This window comes from Achromobacter denitrificans NBRC 15125 (assembly GCF_001571365.1).
Classification (GTDB): Bacteria; Pseudomonadota; Gammaproteobacteria; order Burkholderiales; family Burkholderiaceae_B; genus Achromobacter; species Achromobacter denitrificans.
In genome coordinates this window covers 37,832-57,071 of the sequence record NZ_BCTQ01000010.1, presented here as the reverse complement: position 1 = coordinate 57,071, position 19,240 = coordinate 37,832, and the positions used below count along the sequence as shown (strand labels likewise).

Annotated in this window: 18 protein-coding genes; 4 read left to right on the top strand and 14 right to left on the bottom strand. The window is 67.7% G+C overall.

The window, feature by feature from the left end:
• Position 1: 1 nt before the first annotated feature.
• From fdhE to fdnG, 4 genes are all read right to left on the bottom strand, one after another.
• Positions 2 to 937, bottom strand: a complete 936-nt coding sequence (gene fdhE, locus ADE01S_RS10715) for a formate dehydrogenase accessory protein FdhE (RefSeq protein ID WP_062681680.1) — start codon at positions 935 to 937, stop codon at positions 2 to 4.
• Between the two features lie 96 nt (positions 938 to 1,033).
• A complete protein-coding gene (locus ADE01S_RS10710) occupies positions 1,034 to 1,666 on the bottom strand; it encodes a formate dehydrogenase subunit gamma (protein ID WP_062681679.1) in 633 nt (210 codons plus the stop codon).
• Positions 1,659 to 2,558 (bottom strand): formate dehydrogenase subunit beta, encoded by a 900-nt coding sequence (gene fdxH / locus ADE01S_RS10705; RefSeq protein ID WP_062681678.1) that lies wholly within the window; start codon positions 2,556 to 2,558, stop codon positions 1,659 to 1,661. The genes ADE01S_RS10710 and fdxH overlap by 8 nt, the downstream gene beginning before the upstream one ends.
• A 10-nt stretch (positions 2,559 to 2,568) precedes the next feature.
• Positions 2,569 to 5,637 (bottom strand): formate dehydrogenase-N subunit alpha, encoded by a 3,069-nt coding sequence (gene fdnG / locus ADE01S_RS10700; RefSeq protein WP_147300302.1) that lies wholly within the window; start codon positions 5,635 to 5,637, stop codon positions 2,569 to 2,571.
• A gap of 319 nt (positions 5,638 to 5,956) precedes the next feature.
• Between fdnG and ADE01S_RS10690 the strand changes: the two genes are divergently transcribed.
• Positions 5,957 to 7,408: a DUF1254 domain-containing protein gene (locus ADE01S_RS10690; RefSeq protein ID WP_062681676.1), complete on the top strand. Its 1,452-nt coding sequence runs from the start codon at positions 5,957 to 5,959 to the stop codon at positions 7,406 to 7,408.
• A 50-nt stretch (positions 7,409 to 7,458) separates the two neighbouring features.
• Positions 7,459 to 7,968, top strand: a complete 510-nt coding sequence (locus tag ADE01S_RS10685; protein WP_062681675.1) for an acyl-CoA thioesterase — start codon at positions 7,459 to 7,461, stop codon at positions 7,966 to 7,968.
• Between the two features lie 22 nt (positions 7,969 to 7,990).
• Here the strand turns inward: ADE01S_RS10685 and ADE01S_RS10680 are convergent, their stop codons facing one another.
• A complete protein-coding gene (locus ADE01S_RS10680; protein ID WP_062681674.1) occupies positions 7,991 to 8,956 on the bottom strand; it encodes a GlxA family transcriptional regulator in 966 nt (321 codons plus the stop codon).
• A 120-nt stretch (positions 8,957 to 9,076) separates the two neighbouring features.
• Between ADE01S_RS10680 and ADE01S_RS10675 the strand changes: the two genes are divergently transcribed.
• Positions 9,077 to 9,718: an HD domain-containing protein gene (locus tag ADE01S_RS10675; protein WP_062681673.1), complete on the top strand. Its 642-nt coding sequence runs from the start codon at positions 9,077 to 9,079 to the stop codon at positions 9,716 to 9,718.
• Positions 9,719 to 9,761: 43 nt separating this feature from the next.
• On the opposite strand, the gene ADE01S_RS10670 is transcribed toward ADE01S_RS10675, so the two are convergent.
• The 6 genes from ADE01S_RS10670 to ADE01S_RS10645 form a co-directional block, all read right to left on the bottom strand.
• The gene (locus tag ADE01S_RS10670) at positions 9,762 to 10,769 is read right to left on the bottom strand and encodes a sterol desaturase family protein (protein WP_062681672.1); all 1,008 of its coding nucleotides are present in this window, start codon (positions 10,767 to 10,769) and stop codon (positions 9,762 to 9,764) included.
• Between the two features lie 2 nt (positions 10,770 to 10,771).
• Positions 10,772 to 11,626: a polysaccharide deacetylase family protein gene (locus tag ADE01S_RS10665; protein WP_242663473.1), complete on the bottom strand. Its 855-nt coding sequence runs from the start codon at positions 11,624 to 11,626 to the stop codon at positions 10,772 to 10,774.
• The gene (locus ADE01S_RS10660; RefSeq protein WP_062681670.1) at positions 11,610 to 12,590 is read right to left on the bottom strand and encodes a YVTN family beta-propeller repeat protein; all 981 of its coding nucleotides are present in this window, start codon (positions 12,588 to 12,590) and stop codon (positions 11,610 to 11,612) included. Before ADE01S_RS10660 ends, ADE01S_RS10665 begins: the two co-directional genes overlap by 17 nt.
• A 173-nt stretch (positions 12,591 to 12,763) precedes the next feature.
• Positions 12,764 to 13,630: a DUF2950 family protein gene (locus ADE01S_RS10655; protein ID WP_062681669.1), complete on the bottom strand. Its 867-nt coding sequence runs from the start codon at positions 13,628 to 13,630 to the stop codon at positions 12,764 to 12,766.
• Between the two features lie 5 nt (positions 13,631 to 13,635).
• Positions 13,636 to 15,084, bottom strand: a complete 1,449-nt coding sequence (locus ADE01S_RS10650; protein ID WP_062681668.1) for a DUF3300 domain-containing protein — start codon at positions 15,082 to 15,084, stop codon at positions 13,636 to 13,638.
• A gap of 125 nt (positions 15,085 to 15,209) precedes the next feature.
• Entirely contained in the window at positions 15,210 to 15,425 is a 216-nt protein-coding gene (locus ADE01S_RS10645; protein WP_006227327.1) for a TOBE domain-containing protein, read from the bottom strand.
• Positions 15,426 to 15,650: 225 nt separating this feature from the next.
• Here ADE01S_RS10645 and ADE01S_RS10640 point away from each other — a divergent pair, with 225 nt between their 5' ends.
• A complete protein-coding gene (locus ADE01S_RS10640; protein WP_062681667.1) occupies positions 15,651 to 16,088 on the top strand; it encodes a universal stress protein in 438 nt (145 codons plus the stop codon).
• 28 nt (positions 16,089 to 16,116) lie between these two features.
• On the opposite strand, the gene ADE01S_RS10635 is transcribed toward ADE01S_RS10640, so the two are convergent.
• Genes ADE01S_RS10635 through ADE01S_RS10625 form a run of 3 tightly spaced genes read right to left on the bottom strand, consistent with a single transcriptional unit; the run spans position 16,117 to position 19,123 of the window.
• Positions 16,117 to 17,127, bottom strand: a complete 1,011-nt coding sequence (locus ADE01S_RS10635; RefSeq protein ID WP_062681666.1) for a 2Fe-2S iron-sulfur cluster-binding protein — start codon at positions 17,125 to 17,127, stop codon at positions 16,117 to 16,119.
• 13 nt (positions 17,128 to 17,140) lie between these two features.
• Positions 17,141 to 17,620, bottom strand: a complete 480-nt coding sequence (locus ADE01S_RS10630; protein WP_062681665.1) for a GlcG/HbpS family heme-binding protein — start codon at positions 17,618 to 17,620, stop codon at positions 17,141 to 17,143.
• Between the two features lie 42 nt (positions 17,621 to 17,662).
• A complete protein-coding gene (locus tag ADE01S_RS10625; protein WP_062681664.1) occupies positions 17,663 to 19,123 on the bottom strand; it encodes an aldehyde dehydrogenase family protein in 1,461 nt (486 codons plus the stop codon).
• Positions 19,124 to 19,240 lie beyond the last annotated feature (117 nt).

The following is a 19,240-nucleotide window of genomic DNA, read 5'->3' as shown; positions in this document are numbered from 1 at the left end:
GTCAGTCCTCCTCCGCCCCGTGCCACAGCAGGGGATTGCCGCTGGCCCGCGAATAGCCGGCCTCGCCCACCAGCACGTCCAGCATCAGGCTGGCCAGGTCGTCCGCCACGGGCTCCACGTTCAGGTCCTTGTCCTGGTAGAAGATCTTGCGGTAGGTGTGGCAATGGTCGCAGGTCTCCGCCTTGACGGCGGGCGAGCGCCCCTCGATGGCCTGGTAGGCCACCGATTCCACGTCTTCGCAATGCGTGCATTTCACGCGCACCATATGCCATTGGGTGGCGCACAGGCTGCAGCACAGGTAGCGGTAGCCCTCGAACTGCCCGCCCACCCGCACCACGCTCGCGACCGGCAGGCTGGCGCATACCGGACAGACGCCAAATGGGCTGACGACGGGCAGGTTTTTTTCGTCGAAGCGGCTGGCGAGGTCGGTCCAGTAGACCTGCAGCGCGGCCATGACGAAGGGCGCCGCGGCGCCATCCACGCCGGCATCCTGCTCGGACAGCACGGCCTCGGCCAGGTCTTCCAGGGCTTCGGGGTCTGCGTCCAGGGCGCGGCGCAGGCTGGCGCAGACCTCGACGGCCTCGGCCGGCACGCCCTCGCCGCCGGCCACCTCGTCGACCAGCCGGCCCAGGATGCCGCGCCACAGCGGGTCGCGCGGCCAGCCCACCGCCTGCAGCGGCGGCATGCCGTGAGCCTGGGCCAGCGAGATGCGGTCCTCGGACGCCGACGGCGCGGCGCAATCCTTCAAGGCGCGCTGCTGGGCATCGGCCAGCCGGGCCATCAGGAGCAGGTAGTCGGCCACCGGGCTGTCCTCGGCCAGTTGCCGCAGGCGCGCGGCACGCGTCGCGAAAACCGAGGCCCGGTCCGGCAAGCTGACACGGGGGATGCGGGTGTGGTCTAGCGCTTCGATCTCGCCGCGCGGAAGAATTCGCTGCAATTGCGTCTCCAGATAAACAAACACGGCTGCCAGCCTCCAGTGAGGAGGATAGCAGCCGTGCGATCAATCCGCCCAGTGCCGGCGGGAGGCCGACCCCTACTCTTTGCGGACCTGCTCGCGGAACCAGGCGCGATGGTGCTTCCACGCCCAGCCCGCGCTGACGTATCCGCGGAGCATGGCGGTCAGCGAGCCCTTGACCCAGATGGCCGCGTAGATGTGCACGATGATCGCGCAAATCAGCACCAGCGCGCTGACCGCGTGCAGCACCGAGGCCGCCCGGATGGCCCACATCGGGAAGTAGAACGAGAAGAACTCGCGCCAGATCACGATGCCGCTGACGAACAGGCCCAGCATGCACAGGACGAGCACGTAGAACAGCAGCTTCTGGCCGGCGTTGTACTTGCCCACCTCGGGCAGTTTTTCCTCGCGGTTCTCGACCACGTCGTTCAACTGCCGCATCCACTGGCGGTCCGCCTTCGTCATGACGTTGTGGCGCCACATATGCCCGGCGAACACGACGAAGCAGACGAACATCACCAGCCCGATGAAGGGGTGCAGGATGCGCGTCCAGGGCCCGCCGCCGAACAGGTTGGTCAACCAGTACATGGAGGGATGGAACAGCGCCAGCCCCGACAGCGCCAGCAGGATGAAGGTCAGTGCGATGATCCAGTGGTTGGTGCGCTCGCCGGGAGAGTAGCGCTTGATCAGGCGATGGCGTTGTTCACTCATGGCGAACCTCCTCTTCGGCCCTGCGTTCGTCTTCCTCGGTGACCTCGTTGCGGCCGACGCGGGCGTAGTGGAAGAAGCCGGCCAGCGCGGTCAGCGCCATGGCGGCCACGCCCAGCGGCTTGGCGATGCCCTTCCACAGCGACACCATCGGGCTGATCTGGGGCTCCTTGGGCAGCCCGTGATACAGGCCCGGCTGGTCGGCATGGTGCAGCACGTACATGACGTGGGTGCCGCCCACGCCTTGCGGATCGTACAGGCCCGCCTGCTCGAAGCCGCGCGACTTCAGGTCCTCGATGCGCTCGGCCGCGTGCTGCTTCATGTCGTCCTTGGTGCCGAAGACGATGGCGCCGGTGGGACAGGCCTTGACGCAGGCCGGCTCCTGGCCGACGGCCACGCGGTCGGAACACAGGGTGCACTTGTACGCCTTGTGATCCTTCTTGGAAATGCGCGGCACGTTGAACGGACAGCCGGTGATGCAGTAGCCGCAACCGATGCAGTTTTCCTCGTGGAAATCCACGATGCCGTTGGTGTACTGGATGATGGCGCCCGGCGAGGGACAGGCCTTCAGGCAGCCCGGATCCTCGCAGTGCATGCAGCCGTCCTTGCGGATCAGCCACTCCAGGTCGCCCTGCGGATTCTCGTATTCGGAGAAGCGCATGACGGTCCAGGAATGCTCGGTCAGGTCGGCCGGGTTGTCGTAGACGCCCACGTTGACGCCGATCTCGTCGCGCAGGTCGTTCCATTCCATGCACGCGCTCTGGCAGGCCTTGCAGCCGATGCACTTGGAAACGTCGATCAGCTTGGCCACGGAACCCGTGATGGGCTCGCGGATGCCGGGAGGCGGCGTGGTGGTGGCGGAGCGCCGCTTGATGTCTAGGGATTGCATGGACATGTCGGTCTCCTTAGGCCTTCTCGACCTGCACCAGGAACGACTTGAATTCCGGCGTCTGGGAATTCCCGTCGCCCACGAACGGCGTCAGGGTGTTGGTGAGGAAGCCGGGCTTGGCCAGGCCCACGAAGCCCCAGTGGATGGGGATGCCCACGTGGTGCACGGTCTTGCCCTCGACGGTCAGCGCGCGCAGGCGCTTGGTGACCAGCGCCACCGCCTTGATGTAGCCGCGGTTGGACGACACCTTCACCTTCGTGCCGTTGGCGATGCCCAGTTCCTTGGCCAGCGCCTCGCCGATTTCCACGAACTGCTCGGGCTGCAGGATGGAATTGATGCGGACGTGCTTGGTCCAGTAGTGGAAGTGCTCCGTCAGGCGATAGGTGGTGGCAACGTACGGGAACTTGTCCACCGTGCCCATCGCGACCAGGTCGTCCTTGAAGACGCGCGCGGCCGGGTTGCTGGTGACGCCCTTGGCCTTGGGATACAGGGGGTTGTAGCCCAGCGGCGTTTCGAAGGGTTCGTAGTGCTCGGGGAACGGCCCTTCGGCCATGCCCGCCCGCGCGAAGAAGCGCGCCACGCCTTCGGGGTTCATGATGAACGGCCCCATGCCGCCGTCGGGGTTCTCGTCGCCCTTGAAGTCGGGGATGTCGGCGCCGGTCCAGAACTTGCCGTTCCACGAAATCAGGCTACGGCGCGGATTGAAGGGCTTGCCCGACGGATCGCAGGAAGCGCGGTTGTACAGGATGCGGCGGTTGGCCGGCCACGCCCAGGCCCAGTTCAGGGTCTGGCCGATGCCGGTCGGATCGCTGTTGTCGCGCCGCGCCATCAGATTGCCGCCGGGGCCCCAGGCGCCGGCGAAGATCCAACAGCCGCTGATGGTGGAACCGTCGTCGCGCAGTTCCGCGAAACCGGCCAATTGCTCGCCGGCCTTGCGCGTCACCTTGGACGGATCCTTGGGGTCGGTCAGTTCCACCAGTGCGCGGCCCGTGTATTCCTTGGCCAGTTCCTCCGCGGTGGGATTCTGCGGATTGGCATAGGGCCACGACAGGTTGACGATGGGATCGGGATACTTGCCGCCTTCATCCTGGTACATCTTGCGCAGGCGCGTGAAGATCAGCGCCATGATCTCGATGTCGCTCTTGGCCTCGCCCGGAGGCTCGGCGCCCTTCCAGTGCCATTGCAGCCAGCGGCCGGAGTTCACCAGCGTGCCGTCCTCTTCGGCGAAACAGGTGGTCGGCAGGCGGAAGACCTCGGTCATGATCTTGGACGAATCCACGTCGTTGGCTTCGCCCGCGTTGCGCCAGAACTCCGAGGTCTCGGTGACCAGCGGATCCATGATGACCAGGTACTTCAGCTTGGCGAAGCCGGCGTTCAGCTTGGCCTTGTTGGGCGCCGCCGCCAGGGGGTTGAAACCCTGGGCGAGGTAGCCGTTCATCTTGCCCTGGTTCATCAGCTCGTAGACCTGCAGCATGTCGTAGAGCTTGTCCAGCTTGGGCAGGTAGTCGAACGCCCAGTTGTTCTCGGCCGTGGCGGACTTGCCCCACCAGGCCTTCATCAGGCTCACGTGGAACTTGCTGTAGTTCTGCCAGTAGCTCAGCTGGTTGGGCCGCAGAGGCTTCTGCGTGCGCGACTCGATGTACTTGCCGTAGTCCTGCTCGGGCTCGTTGGGCAAGGTCATGTAGCCGGGCAGCAGGTTCGACATCAGGCCCAGGTCGGTCAGGCCCTGGATGTTCGAGTGCCCGCGCAGCGCGTTCATGCCGCCGCCGGCGATGCCGATGTTGCCCAGCAGCAGCTGCACCATCGCGCCCGTGCGGATGATCTGCGACCCGATGGAGTGCTGCGTCCAGCCCAGCGCGTAGAGAATGGTCGCGGCGCGGTCCTTGGTGGCCGTGCTGGCCAGCATCTCGCAGACCTTCAGGAACTTGTCCTTGGGCGTGCCGCAGACGCGCTCGACCATGTCCTCGGTGTAGCGCGAGTAGTGCTTCTTCAGCAGCTGGTAGACCGTGCGGGGGTGCGCCAGCGTGGGGTCGGTCTTGACGTAGCCGTCCTCGCCGCGCTCGTAGTCCCAGCTCGCCTTGTCGTACGTCCGCTTCTCGGCGTCGTAGCCCGAATACAGGCCCGCGTCGAACGCGAAATCCTCGCGCACGATGAAGGAGAAGTCCGTGTAGTTGCGCACGTACTCGTGCTGGATCTGGTCCTTGTCCAGCAGGTACTTGATGACGCCACCCAGGAAGATGATGTCGGTGCCGGTTCGTATGGGCGCGTAGAAGTCCGCCACGGATGCCGAGCGCGTGAAGCGCGGATCCACGACGATCAGCTTCGCCTTGTTATGGGCTTTCGCTTCCGTGACCCATTTGAACCCGCAAGGGTGGGCCTCGGCGGCATTGCCGCCCATGATCAGTACTACGTCCGCGTTCTTGATGTCGACCCAATGGTTCGTCATCGCTCCACGGCCAAACGTCGGGGCAAGACCTGCCACCGTCGGGCCATGTCAGACACGGGCTTGGTTGTCGAACGCCAGTATCCCCATGCTGCGCACGGTCTTGTGCGTGATGTAGCCGACCTCGTTGCTGCTTGCGGAGGCGGCCAGCATGCCGGTGGTCAGCCACCGGTTGACGGTCTTTCCGTCCGCGGTCTTCTCGACGAAGTTCGCGTCGCGGTCGGCCTTCATGAGCTTGGTGATGCGCGTCAGGGCGTCGTCCCACGACATCCGCACCCACTTGTCCGAGCCCGGCGCCCGGTATTCCGGGTACTTCAGGCGATTGGGACTGTGGATGAAGTCGATCAGGGCCGCGCCCTTGGGACAGAGCGTTCCGCGGTTGACGGGGTGATCGGGGTCTCCCTCGATGTGCATGATGCTGGCGCGGGCGTTCTTGGAGCCGTCGCCCAGCCCGTACATCAGCAAGCCACAGGCAACCGAACAGTAGGGACAGGTGTTGCGCGTTTCAGTCATGCGCGCAAGTTTGTACTGGCGAACTTCGGCCATGGCCGTGCCGGGGGCTGCCCCCAGCAAAGCCAGGCTGGAGCCAGCCAGCGTCGCACCGGTCACCTTGAAGAACTGGCGGCGATTCATGTTGACCATGAAGCACTCCTCTCCTGGTGAATGAAGAAAGCCGCGAGCCTGCCGAAGCGAAAAAGCCCTACGGCCTCCAAGGACATGGATTCGAGTATAGGCCTTGCGCGGCGGACGCGCCATGCCCATCCGGCCCCCTGACATATCGTCCGTATGGCTGGAATTTGGCGGCGAATTCTCGTTATTTCGCAGATTTTGAAGCCCTGCCGGGCTGCTACGATGGCCGGCAGCCTCGGGAAGCCGGTCGCGCCGCGATTCCGGGGACGCCGCGGCAACGGCGCCGCCGCCCGATTTCCCCCGTTTTTTCCGTTAGCCCGTAGGAGCGCCGATGCGCCGCCTTGCCGCCCTGGCCCTGTCTTTCGCCGCCCTGCTGGCGCCCGCCGCCCCCGGCGCGGCGCCCGCCACCCCGACTCCGGCCGCCGCCGCCACCGAGGCGGCCCGCCAGGCGGCCATGGAGGGCTACCTCTATTTCTATCCCCTGGTGACGATGGACCTGATCCGCCGCCAGGCCACCCATCCGTCCCGCGGCGCGCAAGGCGCGCCGGCCAATGCCTTCCTGCACGCGCGGGCCTTGCCCGCGCCGGGGGCCGCCATCCCCTGGGCCAACCCCGACATGCTGCGCAGCCTCGCCTGGCTGGACCTGACGGCCGGGCCGGTGGTGCTGTCCACGCCCGACGCGCAGGGCCGGCTGTACGCGCTGACGCTGTTGGACATGTGGACGGACGCCTTCGCCGCGCTGGGCAAGCGCAGCACCGGCACGGCCAAGGGCAATACCGCCATCGTGCCGCCCGGCTGGACGGGCCCCCTGCCTTCGGGCATGACGCGGATCGACGCGCCCACCCCCTACGTGTGGGCCAGGAACCTGATACTTGCCAACGGCCCGGCCGACTACCCCGCAGTCCATGCATTACAGGACGGTTTCACCCTGACGCCGCTTGCGCAATGGAATCTGCCGGCGCAGGCGCAAGGGGTGCGCGCCGATCCGTCCCTGGACCTCGCCACGCCGGTGCGCGTACAGGTGGAGTCCATGCCGACGGACGCCTTCTTCACCTACGCGGCCGAGCTGCTGCGCAAGAACCCGCCGCACCCGACGGACCAGCCGGTGCTGGCGCAGTTGCGCCGCGTCGGCCTGATCGCCGGCCGGCCGTTCGATTTCGACAAGCTGGACCACCCCGCCAAGCAGGGCATGCGCCAGGGAGTGCGGGCCGCGCGCGAGCGCATGGCGGCCGCGGCCGGCGCCACCGTGCGCGGGGTCAATGGCTGGCAGCGGGAAACGGCCAGCATCGGCGTGTACGGCAGCGCCTACCTGCGGCGCGCGCTCGCCGCCCAGGCGCAGCCGGGCGCGGGCCTGCCCGAAGACCTCGCCGTGCTGCTGCTCGCCACCGACGGCGCGGGCGAGCCGCTCGACGGGGCGCAGGGTTATCTGCTGCGCTTCGAAAGCGGCCAGCTTCCCCCAGCCGGCGCGCTGTGGTCGCTTGCGGCCTATGACGGGGACGGCATGCCCGCCGCCAATCCCATCGGCCGCCATGCGCTCGGCAGCCGCGATCCGCTGCGCTACAACGCCGACGGTTCGCTGGACCTGCGCGTGAGCCACGCGGCGCCTGCGCCCGAGGAACAGTCCAACTGGCTGCCGCTGCCGCCCGCCGGTCCGGTGAGCGTGCTGCTGCGCGCCTACGCGCCGCAGCCGGCGCTGCTGGACGGTTTGTGGACGCCGCCGGCCGCCTTGCGCGACGCGCCGCCGGAAGAAGCCCCGGAGAACGCCGAAAAGACGGAGCCATGACGTCCGGCTCCCGCTACCATAGGCGTTTTATCCGAGATTGAACGCCCGCCATGGACGACGCCTTTAGCCACCAACTGTCGATGACCATCCTGATGACGCCTGACATGGCGAATTTTTCAGGAAACGTGCACGGCGGAACCATCCTCAAGTACCTGGACCAGGTGGCCTACGCCTGTGCCAGCCGCTATGCCGGCCAGTATGTCGTGACCCTGTCCGTGGACCAGGTCGTTTTCCGCGAGCCCATCCACGTGGGCGAGATGGTGACCTTCCTGGCGGCCGTGAACTATACGGGCCGCACCTCTATGGAAATCGGGATCAAGGTCGTCACCGAAGACATCCGCAAGAAACTGGTGCGCCACACCAACAGCTGCTATTTCACGATGGTGGCGGTGGACGACCAGGGCGCCCCCACCGCGGTGCCGCCGCTGGAACCGCGCAACCTGGAAGAAAAGCAGCGCATGGAAGCGGCCAAGCTGCGCCGCGAACTGCGCCAGGAAATGGAACGCCGCCACGGCGAGATCAAGCGCGAAACCACGCACGACAGCCAGCCCCGCGGCTGACCCGCGGGCAGGCGGCCCGCCTTCAGGCCGGGCCGCCGCCATGATGCCGCCGGTACATGGCCGGCGACACCCCCACGTGCTTGACGAAGGCCCGCCGCAAGGTATCCGCATTCGCGAATCCGCACTGCGCCGCGACCTGCTTGGGCGTGGCCGCCCCGCCCTCCAGCAGGGCCCGCGCGGCCGCAATGCGCGTCATCTCCACCCAGGCCGCCGGCGTCACGCCGACCTCCGCATGGAACAACCGCGCAAAGTGCCGCGGGCTCAGGCCCGCATGCCTGGCGAGGGCCTCCACCGATAGGGGCAGCTGCGGGTGCGCCGCCACCCAGCGCTGCACCTCCTGCAGCACCGACCGGCCGACCGGCCCCGCCTGCCCCTGGCGGCTGAACTGCAACTGCCCGCCGGGGCGCTTGAAGAACATCACCAGCTGCGACGCCACCTTCACCGCCACCTCACGCCCCAGGTCTTCTTCCACCAGGGACAGCGCCAGGTCCAGCCCGGCCGTCACGCCCGCGGCGGTGCGCAGCTTGCCGTCGCGCACGTGCAGCGCGTCTTCCTCGACCTCCACGCGCGGATAGGCCCGCCGCAACTCGCCGGCCGCGCTCCAGTGCGTCGTCACCCGCCGCCCGTCCAGCAGGCCGGCGGCGGCCAGCATGAAGGCGCCGGTGCAGACCGACCCGTAGCGTTTGGCATCCCTGGCGGTGGCGCGGAGCCATCGCAGCGCCGGCTCGCTGAGCACGGCGCCCGAGGCATGCGGCGTGCCGGCGACCAGCAGGGTGTTCAGACGCGGCAGCGCGTCGCCCACCACGGCGTCGGGCAGCAGGCGCACGCCCGAGGAACTGCGCACCGGGCCGGGTTCGTACGCCACTAGGCGCAGCGCGTAGTACGGCCGCCCCAACTCGGCATTGGCCTGGGCGAAGACATCGAGCGGACCCGATACGTCCAGCATCTGCACGCCCGGCAGGGCCAGCACGGCTATGGTTTTGGTCATGGCAGCGGATCGCGGTATTTGGCAGGAATCGGCGTATTACGCCTATTGAGGCCATTGTAGTCCGGCCGCAGAATGGACCGAATACCCCGACCGCATCCCCTTTACCCCGGAGGCCCCGCCATGAACTTCACCCTCGACGACGTCAAGATCCCCGACAGCCAGCTGGCGCGCGACATCACCGAAATGGTGCGCGACACCGAATCGCCGCTGCTGTTCCACCATTCAAGCCGCGTCTACTACTTCGGCGCGCTGGCCGGCAAACAGCGCGGCCTGAAATTCGACCCCGAGCTGCTTTACTGCGGCTGCATGTTCCACGACATGGGGCTGACCCGGCAGCACAGCAGCAACTGCTGCCGCTTCGAAGTGGACGGCGCCAACGCGGCGCGGGATTTCCTGCAAAGCCGAGGCATCGCGCCCCGGGACGTCGAGCTCGTCTGGACGGCAATCGCGTTGCACACCACGCCGGGCATTCCCGAGTTCATGGATCCCGTGGTGGCGCTGGTGACGGCGGGCGTGGAGATGGACGTGCTGGGCCTGACCTACGGCGAATACAGCGACGCGCAGCGCGAGGCCGTGGTGGCGGCCCACCCGCGCGGGCCGCGCTTCAAGGAGGAAATCATCCAGGCCTTCTACGACGGCATCAAGCACAAGCCGCAGACGACCTTCGGCAACGTCAAGGCCGACGTGATCGCCGACAAGGAGCCGGCCTTCCGGCCCGGCAATTTCTGCAGCGTCATCCGCAATTCCCGCTGGGCGGGATGAGCCGCGCAAGAAAGGCCGGGGCTGCCGCCCCGCCCTTCGCGCGTCAGGCGCGCTCGGCGGCCGGCGGCGGATCGGCCGGCACGGGCGCGGGCTCGCGGTCGCGGCCCGTCAGGCGCTTGAGCCCCAGCCACTGCTGCGACCAGAAGCCGCGGCCGTAATCCCGCCCGCCGGCTTCGGGCTGCTGGTCATGGATGCCGGTGGGCCCGTAGCCGACGCCGAAGCGCGCGGTGCGGAACAGCACGTCCCAGATGGGGAACAGCGCGCCGAAGTTGTAGCCGCCCGCCGGCCCGGGCGACGAGGCGTCGTAGGCGATGGAGTGGTGGTGGCGATGGAAGCGCGGGCTGACCAGCAGGCGTTCGCCCACCGCGCCGAAATGCAGGCGCAGGTTGGCATGCGACAGGCTTTGCGCCAGCTGGGTGATGGCGACCACCATCACGAACTGCGCCGGCGGCACGCCCACCAGCTGCGACACGAACACCACCAGCACGTCGCGCAGCATGTCGTCCAGCAGGTGGTTGCGGTCATCGCTCCAGATCGTCATCTGGCGCTGGCTGTGGTGCACGGCATGCAGCGCCCAGAGCCAGCCGAAACGGTGTTGGGCCCGGTGGTAGAAATAATCCACCGCATCGAACAACAGCAGGTAGATGATCAGGCTGACCCAGGCCTTGTCCGTCACGCCGGGCCAGTACTGGTCCAGCTGGAAGCCGGCGTAGCCCCACACGTGCAGCTGGCCGAACACGCTGTCCCACAGCGGATCGATGGTGAAGAACAGCGCCAGCCGGAACGCGCCGAGCCGGTGGATCAGTGTGTACAGGACGTCCACGCCGATCTGGCGGCGGTCGGTGACGGGCTCGACCGGGCGCAGGCGCTGCAGCGGGCCGAACACCAGCACCAGCACCGCGATCTGCAACAGGCCGACCAGCAGCCACATCGTGGCGTCATAGCCGTCTTCGATGAAGTTGCTCAGGCCCAGATGAAACAGCGCGGGCTGAATCGCCGTCTCGAAGAGCCACTGCTGGCATGCTCCGAAAAATTGACTAAGCGTATCCATGATCAATGATGCGTGGCGATCCAGTCGCGATAGGACGGATGGGTGTTCAAGGTAGCGAAACAATAGCCCTTGCGCTGCAAACCTTCAATCAAGGGCTCCAGCACGGCCGGCGCCCAGGGATCCTGGCGCGACCAGATGCCCAGGTGGGCCAGCAGGATGTCGCCGGGCTTGATGGTGCGCAGCGCCTGGTCGAGCAGGCGGGCATTGGGGTATTTGTCGCTGGGCAGTTCGTCGCCCAGGAAGCCGGCGGGCGCCCAGCCCACCTGTTCGAAGCCGCAAGCCTTGGCGGCCTGCAGCAGCGCGGGCGAGGTCTTGCCGCCCGGCGCGCGATACAGGGGCAGCATGTCCTTGCCCGTCATCTGATGGAATCGGGTGACGGAGCGCTTGATCTCGGCGCAATACTGCTCGGCCGTCCATTCGGCGCGCTTGCCCGCGTCCGGCCCGGCGCTGGGCTTGACCCGGAACTTGCCGCCGGGCAGGTCGCCCTGCCAGTAGACGTGGTCGTAGGTATGCGAGCCGAAGGCATGGCCTTCCGCCGCGCGCGCCTTCCACCACGGCGCCCATGCGTCGTCCAGGCTGGAGCCGCCGGTCAGCGTGCGCTCGTTGGCCAGGAAGAACGTGACCTTGACCTGATGGCGGGCCAGCACTTCGGCCACCAGCGGAGCCACGCCCATGTGGCCGGTATCGAACGTCAGGTACACCGGCTTGTCGCAGACGGCCTGCCCGGCCGCGCCGACCGCGGGTGCGGCCAGCGCCAGGCACGCCGCCAAGGCGACTCCGCGAACCGCCGCCGGGGCTCTGCTTGCCGCCCCTGGGGTTGCCCGCGAGGCCCGGGGGCCGTTATCTCGTTGGCGCATGGTTCAGCGTCCAGACGCCGTGGGGCGACTTGCCCACCGTCACCTGGTTGGCGACCTTCTTCTGCTCCAGGTCCACCACGGTCAGCTTGCGCGCCCAGCGCGACGTGACCAGCAGCGTCTTGCCATCGGCCAGCACGTCCATGCAGTCGGGGCCGCCGGGCACCGCGAAGGTGTCGGTCACGGCCAGCGTCTGCATGTCGATGCGGCTGATGGAATTGGCCGTGCGGTTGCTCACGAACAGATGGCGCTGGTCGCCCTGCGCGCGGAAGGCGTGCGCGCCGGCGGCGGTCTTGATGCGCGTCACCAGCTTGGCCGGGCCGTTGCTGACGTCATAGGCTTCGACGTAGGAGTCGCCCGTCAGGGCGACCAGCAGCGTCTTCTGGTCGGGCGTCAGGAACACGTCGGCCGGCGTCTTGCCTACCGGCACCGTCCATTTCGGCGTCTGCGTGGCCAGGTCGATGGCGATCAGCTGATCGCTGTCCTGCAGCGTCACGTAGGCCGTGGTGCTGTTCTTGTCGATCATGATGTGGCTGGGCGTCTTGCCCGCCTGGATGCGCTTGACCAGCGTCAGGTCGAAGCCCTTTTCCAGCGGCTTCCAGGCGTAGATGTCGATGTGGTCCAGGCGGTTGGCCGCGGTCACGAACCACTTCATGTCGGGCGAGAACTGAAGCTGGTAGGGATCGACGATGCCCGTGAGCGTGCGCTGGACCTCGCCCGTCTTGGGGTCCATCAGCGTGATCGAATCGCCGGTGGCATTGGCCACCATGAGCGACTTCTCGTCGGGCGTGAGATACAGGTGATGCGGCTCCTTGCCCGTGGGCACGCGCCGCAATTCCTTGTAGGTGACCGGATCGATGATGCTGACGTTGGCGTCCAGGGAGTTCAGGACGAAGATCGGGGCCGAAGCCGCCGCTGCGCTAAGCGCCATCCCTACGCCGAACAAGGCGTAGCGGACAAAATGCATGGGGTTCAATTTCTAGGTCCGGCAAAGGGAAAACGGGCAGGGTCCCGGTGCTCGCCATTGTAGGCAAAGCGACCTGACAAAAGCGCGTCGGCCCACCGTTACGCGACAAACGCACACGCCTGTTGCGACCCAGCAACAGGCGTGTTCCGTCCCTGCCTTTCAAACCGGAAAAATCATTTGGCGCCAACGGGTTGCGCGTCCGCGTCGACCCAGTGTCCGGCACGGATATCGCGCTCGCGCAAGGCCGCCGCGCGCGTCGCGGTGGCGGGTCCGAGATCGGCCTCCAGCACACGCCCTTCGGGCCCCACGACGAACGATCCGATGCCGGTCTGGCCGTAGCGGGCGGGCCAGGCGACGATGCGGTACGAATTGTCTCCGGCGCCCGGGATCACCTTGTAGCGATAGCCGTAATAGGCGTCGTCCTGCGGCACGTCCGGCCCCATGGTCAGGGCATCGGGCCCGAAGGCCTGCTGGGGCGCGCCCGGCAGCTCGGGCCAGTACAGGCCGTCGCGCTCGCCGGGGCGGCTGACCAGGCGGGTCGCGTAGCGCCCCTGGCCCACGCCGTCCTTGTAGCGAGCCTGGGCTGCCTGCAGCTGCTGCAGGGTTTCGATGGCGGTGAGTTCGTTGCGGCCGATGGCGCGGCGGCGGATTTCCGCCGTGCCCGCCGCCGGGTCGAACCGCCATCCATGCCCGGCGCGCACGATGGGCACCGGCAGGGTCCAGCCGGAATCGCCGACCGCCAGCCAGGAACGGCCGCCGTCGGCGACGATCTCGTGCTTGCGCGACCAGGCCGCCAGGAACCGGTAGATATCTTCCTGTGCCACGCCGCCGGGCACGATCTGCTGATGGTTCGGCCCCAGCACCTTGGCCAGGCCGTCGAGGTCGCCGGTGGCCATGGCATCGACGAAAGCGTCCGCGGCCGCCTGCGGACTCGGGTACAGGCTTTGGGCCGCCGCGGGCGCCGACAGGCCGAGCGCCAGCGCCGACGCGGCGCACAGCGCGCGCAAACGGGCAAAAGTCATGAAAGCGTTGTTTTCCATGGTGCTTATCTCCGGCCGCCGAAATGTCCGCCACCGCCACCACCGCGTCCTCCGCCGTGTCCGCCGCCGCCGCGCTGGACGCCGCCTCCGCCGCCGCGGCTCATCTCGCCGCGGTGGCTCTGCTGCCGCATGCGCTCGCCGTTGCCGGCATCGCTCAGCGCATTGGTGCTATTGGATGCGCGGCCCCGGTCGCGCGCGGCGGATTCGTCGGCGCGTTGGCGCTGGGCGGCCGCCTGTCGGTCCTGCGTGGACATGCCCGCGCGGTCGTGCTGCGCCGCCCCGGCGCCGCCCTGCGGCCGCTCGCGCGCGCCCTGGCCGCCTTGAGGGCCCTGGCCCTGTCCGCGTCCTCCGGCGGCTTCGCCCCGGCCCGCGCCGCCCTGGCCGCGCCCGCCGGCCGCCTCGCCTCGGCCGGCCGCGCCCTGGCCTCGTCCGGCGCCTTGCTGGCCATGGCCGGGAATCGCCTGGCCGGTGCGTCCTTCGAACGATTGCGCCGCGCGGCTGCGGGCGGCATCGCGGGAACTCGGCGCCGCGCCCGGCGCGCGCCCGGCCTGGCCCTGGCGCTGCTGGGCGCGATTCTGCACGCCGGCCTGGCGCTGGCTGTCGAAACGCTGGCGGCTGCCCTGATCGGCATACGGCGTGTTGCCGCGGTTGGCCGGATTGTGCTGCCAGCCGACCTTGTTGTTATTGACGTTGTTCCGGTCGATGCGCTGGTTGACGTTGATGTTGTTGTAGCGGTTGACGTCGATATCGACGTCGCCATGCCCCCAGTCGAAGCCGCCCCACATGGAGTTGACGGCGGCGACGCCCAGGCCGAAGCCGATGCCGGCCACCAGCGACGTGGCGAACACCGAGCCCGGCGGCGGCGGATAGTAATAGGGAGGATAGGACGGGTACGCCCAGGCGCCGTAGACCACGGTGGGGTTGTAGCTGGGCACGTAGACCACCTGCGGGTCGGCCGGTTCGATCACCACGACCGTCTTGTCGTTGGTGGTGTTGGACGTGACCTTCTGCTGCGGCGTGCTCTTCAGGTTGCCGGCCTTCTGGGCCTGGACGCGCAACCGCTGGACCGAATCCATGACCGCGTCGGGCTGGGCGAGGAAGGCGTCGCCCACGGATTTCACCCAATCGGGCTGCCTGCCCATCATGTCCATGACAGAGGGGAAGGCCACCAGGGATTTGACGCTGGGGTCCCAGGCCTCGCCCTCGACCGCCTTGACGGCCTGGTCGCCGGATTCGGAAGTGTGCGCGGCCGACCATTTCGCGGCCGCCGCCACGTCCTCGGGATACGTGGCCCCCATGAGTATCTGTGACAGCAGCGAATCCGGATAAAGCGCCACCGGCGCCATCAGCTGATCCAGTTGCGCGTTGTCCAGCTTGGTCTGCGCCGCGGCGGGAAGGCAGGCCGCCAACCCCAGGCATAACCAGCCGATGAACCACCGTTGCAGTCGACGCATTTTCCGTTCTCCGTGAATCGCAAAGCATGACGCCACAAGCCAGGAGGGAACTGCCGGATATCGCGCTGACAATATATGCCTAACGGCGGCGCAGGGGAAGCGCCGCCGCCGGGCGGACGCCAACATTACAGTTTGGCGACGGACACCTCGGTGGCCTTCACGAAGGCCAGCACCTCGGTGCCGACCTGCAGGTCCAGTTCCTTCACCGAGCGCGTGGTGATCACGGACGTCACGATGCCCGCGGGCGTGTCCACGTCGACCTCGGACACCACCGGTCCCAGGATGATTTCCTTGATCTTGCCGCGGAACTGGTTGCGGGCGTTGATGGATTGAATGCTCATGGTCGGCTCCTGATTGGCTAGCGGGTACGGCAAGCCTACAGGCCGGGCGCGGCGCGGGGAAGGACGGATTCCAAATGCGGATATGCGGAATCGGCATATGGCCGGGCGGCGGCTTCCCCGGCCAGCCTCGTCCTTAAGCGGGACTGGCCTGCCGCCGGACGCGAGCCTATACTGGATTCGCGGTTGCTCGGTATTCCTTTTCCTTTTTCCCGAAGGAGAGGCAACATGTACAAGCACTTGCTCATCGCCGTGGACGGCTCGCTACTGTCCGAATCGGCTTTCAAGCGCGCCCTGGTTTTCGCCAAGGAAATGGGAGCCACGGTCACGCTGCTGCGCGCCATCCCGGAAGACCATCTGCTGATCTACCAGGCCGAGATGCTCGGCACCACGCAAACGCAGCATACCGACCAGGCGCGCAAGAACGCGCAGTCCTACCTGGACGGCCTGGAGACGGAAGCGCGCCACGCCCTGGTGCCCTGCAACGCCATCGTCACGGTCAACGACCATCCCCACGAAGCCATCGTCGAGACGGCGCAAAGCCAGGGCTGCGACCTGATCATCATGGGCTCGCACGGCCGGCACGGCATGACCGGCTTCCTGCTGGGCAGCGAAACCCAGCGCGTGCTGGCGCATACCCGCCTGCCGGTGCTGGTGTTCCGCTAGCGCCCGGCCGGCCCGCGCGCCGCCCCGCTCAGCCGGCGGCGGCCAGCGCGTGCTGGAAGGTGAAGCTGTCGGCGTACATGTGGTCGAGGCTGGCGCCGCGCGCGGCCAGCAGGCGCTTGGCGTCCTGGATCATTTCCGGCGCCCCGCAAAGGTAGATGGCGTGCTCGGACAGGTCCGCATGGTCTTCCACGACGGCCTGCTGCACGTGGCCGCGCCGCCCCTGCCAGTCCGCCCCGGCGCGCGACAGCACCGGCACGAAATTGAATTCGTAGAGGCGCCCCGCCCAGCCCTCGATCTGCTCGCGCAGGTACAGGTCGGCCTCGGTGCGCATGCCCCAATACAGCGTCACGGGCGGACAATCCTCGTTGTCCAGCAGGGATTCCAGGATGGCCTTGATCGGCGCGATGCCGGTGCCGGTGGCCATCATGATGAGCGGCCGCCAGTCTTCCTCGTGGAAGCTGAACGTTCCCAGCGGCGCCTCGATGTCCACGCCGGCGCCGGCCTGCGCCTGTCCCAGCCAGCGGTCGGTGTAGCGGCCGCCGGGAATGCGACGCACGTGGAAATCCACCAGGTTGCCGGCCGGCACCGAGGCCATGGAAAAGCTGCGCGTCTCGCCGTCGGGCAGCACCACGTTCATGTACTGGCCGGGCACGTAGTCCAGGCCCGGCTCGGGCAGCGCCAGCGTCAGGTGGATGACGTCGTCGCTGTAGCGTTCGAGACGGTGGATGGTTGCCGGCAGGCGGCGCGGCTCGGGAAACGACTGGCGGCTGCTGGGCACGCTGATGCACAGGTCGCCCAGCGGCCGCGCCTGGCAGGCCAGCGCATAGCCTTCGGCCGCCTCTTCCGGCGTCAGCGCCATCGGGAACTCGTCGTACGCGACGGCGCCGGACTCCAGCTTCACGCGGCAGGTGCCGCAGCCGCCGAAAGTGCATTCGTGCGGCAGCCTGACCGCCGAACGTTCGGCGGCCTGCAGGACGGATTCGCCCTCTTCGACGTGGAACGCCTCGTCGGTTTCCAGGATGTGCACGCGGTATGCCATGGCCGGCCTCGCCTTATTTCTTGATGTCCGCCTCGACCAGCACCTTCATGCCGCGCGGCTCCAGCAGCGTCGCCAGCGCGGCCAGCGCCGCCAGGCCGGCCTTGGTGTCCTGCTCGCCGTTGCCGCCGCTCAGGCCCACCCCGCCGATCACCTCGCCGTTGACCACGATGGGAAAGCCGCCGACGAATACCGCGAATTTGCCGTCGAAGCTCCATTGGATGCCGAAGGCCTCGTTGCCCGGCAGCGCGGGCCCGTTGGGCGGCGTGTTGAACAGATGCGTGGAGCGCTTGTGCCCCGCGGCGGTGAAGGCCTTGTTCCAGGCGATCTGGGGCCCGGTGATGCGGGCCCCGTCCATGCGCTCCAGCGCGATGGGATAGCCGCCGTCGTCCACGATGCAGACGGATTCCAGCACGCCGATCTCTTCCGATTTGGCGATGGCGGCGCGAACCATGACGCGCGCTTCTTCAAGTTCCAGGCGGTAGACCTGCTTCATGTCGATATCCTTTTCCGGTTGCGAAGTGGCGACCGCGGGGTTTCAGCCCGCGCGGTAGACGGTCTTTATCTGCGTATAGAACTCCAGTCCCGCGCGCCCCGATTCGCGGAACGTGGACGTGCTGGAATGCTTGAGCCCGCCGAACGGCGCGTTGATCAGGTTGCCGGTGGTGGTGCGGTTGATCTTCACCGTGCCCGCCTGGATGTCGCGGGCGAAGCGGTGCGCATAGCGCGCGTCGGAGGTGGCGATGGCGGCAGCCAGGCCGTATTCGGTATCGTTGGCCTTCGCGATCGCGTCGTCATAGCCGTCGACCTCGATCAGCGCGATCACCGGCCCGAAAATCTCTTCCCGCGCGATCCGCATCTGCTGCGTGACGCCGGTGAACAGCGCGGGAGAGACGTAGTAGCCGCGGTCGAACCCCTCTCCCGACAGACGGTCTCCGCCGTACAGGTGGGTGGCCTCTTGCTTGCCCAGGGCCACGTAGCCCAGCACGCTGTCCAGTTGCTTGGCCGTGGCCAGCGGGCCCAGGTCGAAATTGCCGTCCATGCCGTTGCCGATGGTCAGCGCCTTCATCCGGGCCAGCAGCCGGTCGGTGAAATCCTGGCGCACGCGCTTGTCCACCAGGACCCGGCTGGTGCCGGTGCACGCCTGGCCGCTGAGCGAAAAACCGCCCTTCACGGCCAGATCCACCGCGCGATCCAGGTCAGCGTCCGCCAGGACGATCAGCGGGTTCTTCCCGCCCAGCTCCATCTGCGTGCGCGTGGTCAGCCCGGCGGTCCGGTGGATCTGCTCGCCCGCGGCGGTGGAACCGGTGAACGAAATCGCGCGCACCGCGGGCGCGCCGGTGATCGCTTCGCCGACGGCGCCCGCCGGCCCGGTCAGGAAATTCAGCACGCCGGCGGGCAGGCCGGCCTCGATGAAGGCTTCGGTCAGGCGATAGCCCGACAGGGGCGCGTCCGAGGACGGCTTGAACACCACGGTATTGCCGGCGATCAACGCCGGGGCGATCTTGCGGGCCGGGATGGAAATGGGGAAGTTCCAGGGCGAAATCACCGTCACCACACCCAGCGGCTCGCGCTGGCTGTAGACCACCATGTCCGGATCGTCGTTGGGATAGGTTTCGCCCGTAAAGGACTGGCCTTCCACGGCGTAGAAGCGGATCGTCTGCGCGGAACGCAGCACTTCGTCCTTGGCCAGGCTCAGGTTCTTGCCTTCCTCGCGCGTCAGTTCGCGCGCGATGTCGCCCGCGCGGTCTTCCAGGTATTGGGCGGCCCGGAACAGGATGGCGGCGCGCTTGGAAATCGGGGTATCGCGCCAGCTGGCGAAGGCGGCCTGCGCCGCGTCCACGGCCTGGCGCGCATCGGCGGCGTCAGACACCTGGAAGCGGCCGACGATGTCCGCGGTGTCCGCGGGATTGACGTTGGGCGCTGTCTTGCCGGTGGCGCTGGGCACCCAGCTGCCGCCGATGCGGTTCAGGAATGTTTGCTGCGAGAGATCGTCCACGGGAGCGCTTCCTTTGGCTATGCCAGGCGTGCCGCCCTGGAGGCGACGGGTCGGCTTATGAACATTGTATACTTTAATCAATATGGAGCGATACGTAAAAACCCCCGGTCGCCCCGC

Bases quoted from the DNA above. Each gene is read 5' to 3' on its own strand.
- ADE01S_RS10660 (WP_062681670.1), bottom strand. From the start codon at position 12,590: ATGCATTTTGTCCGCTACGCCTTGTTCGGCGTAGGGATGGCGCTTAGC.
- ADE01S_RS10655 (WP_062681669.1), bottom strand. From the start codon at position 13,630: ATGGAAAACAACGCTTTCATGACTTTTGCCCGTTTGCGCGCGCTGTGC.
- ADE01S_RS10635 (WP_062681666.1), bottom strand. From the start codon at position 17,127: ATGGCATACCGCGTGCACATCCTGGAAACCGACGAGGCGTTCCACGTC.
- ADE01S_RS10665 (WP_242663473.1), bottom strand. From the start codon at position 11,626: ATGCGCCAACGAGATAACGGCCCCCGGGCCTCGCGGGCAACCCCAGGG.
- ADE01S_RS10640 (WP_062681667.1), top strand. From the start codon at position 15,651: ATGTACAAGCACTTGCTCATCGCCGTGGACGGCTCGCTACTGTCCGAA.
- ADE01S_RS10630 (WP_062681665.1), bottom strand. From the start codon at position 17,620: ATGAAGCAGGTCTACCGCCTGGAACTTGAAGAAGCGCGCGTCATGGTT.
- ADE01S_RS10675 (WP_062681673.1), top strand. From the start codon at position 9,077: ATGAACTTCACCCTCGACGACGTCAAGATCCCCGACAGCCAGCTGGCG.
- fdxH (WP_062681678.1), bottom strand. From the start codon at position 2,558: ATGTCCATGCAATCCCTAGACATCAAGCGGCGCTCCGCCACCACCACG.
- ADE01S_RS10645 (WP_006227327.1), bottom strand. From the start codon at position 15,425: ATGAGCATTCAATCCATCAACGCCCGCAACCAGTTCCGCGGCAAGATC.
- ADE01S_RS10690 (WP_062681676.1), top strand. From the start codon at position 5,957: ATGCGCCGCCTTGCCGCCCTGGCCCTGTCTTTCGCCGCCCTGCTGGCG.
- ADE01S_RS10670 (WP_062681672.1), bottom strand. From the start codon at position 10,769: ATGGATACGCTTAGTCAATTTTTCGGAGCATGCCAGCAGTGGCTCTTC.
- ADE01S_RS10685 (WP_062681675.1), top strand. From the start codon at position 7,459: ATGGACGACGCCTTTAGCCACCAACTGTCGATGACCATCCTGATGACG.
- ADE01S_RS10680 (WP_062681674.1), bottom strand. From the start codon at position 8,956: ATGACCAAAACCATAGCCGTGCTGGCCCTGCCGGGCGTGCAGATGCTG.
- ADE01S_RS10650 (WP_062681668.1), bottom strand. From the start codon at position 15,084: ATGCGTCGACTGCAACGGTGGTTCATCGGCTGGTTATGCCTGGGGTTG.
- ADE01S_RS10710 (WP_062681679.1), bottom strand. From the start codon at position 1,666: ATGAGTGAACAACGCCATCGCCTGATCAAGCGCTACTCTCCCGGCGAG.